Below are 1933 nucleotides of genomic sequence, written 5' to 3'. Positions count from 1 at the left end.
GAAGTCATCCGCTGCCCGATCCGCGACGCCAACATAGCGCCCTGGATTCAGACTCCAGCCTTGTACCTCGATCTCGGCCAGCGTCGCCAGCTTGCACACGCCAGCGATGTCCTGATAGTGCCCGTCGGGAAACTGCGCCTTCAACAACGCCGTCCCGCCAGCGCCGACTTCTGGCTGCTCGCCGCGATACAGGCGCACAATATTGGCGAGGAACTCGATTTGCTCGGGTTGAAAGTCGCGGATGGCGCGGCTAACCTGCCGGAAGAAACCACGGGCGTCAATGAAAAGCACCGTGTCGCGCTGCGCCTTGGGCTTGCCCTTGTTGAAGAACCACAGTGTGCAGGGCAGCGTGACGGTGTAGAAGAAGTTGGAGCCGACGGAGACGATGACATCGACGTCGCCGGATTCGATCAACTGTTTCCTGATATCCATCTCGCTGCCGCGTGCGTCGCCTGCGGAGTTCGCCATGACAAAGCCGGCACGGCCCTTGGCATTCAGCGCCGAGTGGAAGAGCTGTATCCAGAGGTAGTTGGCGTTGTCGGTGTTCGGCGTGCCCAGCGGAAAGCGCGGATCGCCCTTGATGCGTTCCTTATTCACGCCGGAGACGTTGAACGGCGGATTCGCCATCACGAAGTCGAACTTGCCGACGGCCTTGTGCGGGTCTTCATAGTAAGTGTTGGATTCGCGGATGTCGCCGGGCAGGCCATGCACGGCAAGGTTCATCTTGGCGAGCTTGACGGTGTCACCCGCCTTTTCGGTGCCGAAGGCGGTGATTTCGTCCGTGGCACGCTTACGGTGCCGGGCGACGAACTCGGCGCTTTGCACGAACATGCCGCCGGAGCCGCAGGCGGGATCGAAGATTTGGCCGTGGTACGGCTCCAGTATCTCGACGATCAGTTTGACGATGCTGGTGGGCGTGTAGAACACGCCGCCCTTCTGGCCTTCCTTTAGGGCGAAGTTGCCGAGGAAGTACTCGTAAATCTTGCCGAAGGCGTCACCCTCGATCTCCACCGGGCCAAGCAGGCGCAGCAGTTCGACGAGGACGTGGTTGTCGAGTTTGCCGTAGGAGCGCGGCAGGACGCCCTTGAGTTCGTCGTTGGCGAGTTCGACGGCGGCCATCGCGTCGTTGATGGCCTTGCCGATGGCTTCACCCTCAGGTAGGTCGGCCAGATAGGCGAACCGGGCGTTTTCGGGCAGGTAGAGCGCTCCTTCGGCCTTGTAGTCGAACGGCTCGATCTCGCTGGCCGGGGTGCCCTTCCTGAGGAGGGCGGTCTCGACTTCATGGAAGCGCCGCTCTGCGTAGCGCAGGAAGATCAGGCCAAGGACGGGTGTGGAAAATTCGGAAGGCTTGAGGCCGGTGTTGGCCCAGAGCTTGTCGGCGGTGGCCCAGAGGCGGGATTCGAGGTCGTTGAGTTCCATGGTTCGAATCGGGTTAGCCGCCCTTGTTTTTGGCCTGAATCATCATATTCAGGGCTTTGATAAGCGCAGGTCGCATGATCAATTTGCACTCGCTGAGTTTCGGCTTTAGAAACGTAACGAACAGCGCGATCTTGTTTGGCGGCGCGATCTTGAGCTGGGAGCAGTACTTTCCGGCGAAGATACCGTATTGAAGGGTTGCCGCCTGCGGAAGGGTGTATCCGGCACCGTTGGCAAGTTCTCTTGCAGTAGCTGTGTGCTTGGGTGACGCATGATGAAATTTCAGCATGGCCCACTGCCTGTCCGTTGGCGGATTCGCATCAAGCAGTTTGATGTAGTCGCCGGCAGTGAGCGCGTCGATTCTGTCGAGCGCCGCGTGTTGTTTTTTGGACAATGTAGCCAATTTGTTTCCCCCTGGGTGAATCTGAAATGCGCGTTGGTTAGCGATGCTATTGCAAAACTGGCTCACTAGGTGACCCATAGCTTATGCAGGACGTGCTGACCGGTCGGCACGGTT

At 59.4% G+C, this 1933-nt stretch carries 2 protein-coding genes; both read right to left on the bottom strand.

The window, feature by feature from the left end; translation table 11 throughout:
* The coding region (locus QZY48_RS13670) for a class I SAM-dependent DNA methyltransferase (protein WP_295431508.1) at positions 1-1419 on the bottom strand (1419 nt) is incomplete at its 3' end.
* A gap of 13 nt (positions 1420-1432) precedes the next feature.
* Positions 1433-1819 (bottom strand): hypothetical protein, encoded by a 387-nt coding sequence (locus QZY48_RS13665; protein WP_295431506.1) that lies wholly within the window; start codon positions 1817-1819, stop codon positions 1433-1435.
* Between the last annotated feature and the right edge of the window lie 114 nt (positions 1820-1933).

Origin of the sequence: uncultured Thiodictyon sp. (assembly GCF_903828115.1) — a bacterium.
In the GTDB taxonomy this organism is placed as follows: Bacteria; Pseudomonadota; Gammaproteobacteria; order Chromatiales; family Chromatiaceae; genus Thiodictyon.
The sequence above is the reverse complement of the archived record's forward strand: the minus strand, read 5'-3'. Positions and strand labels throughout refer to the sequence as shown.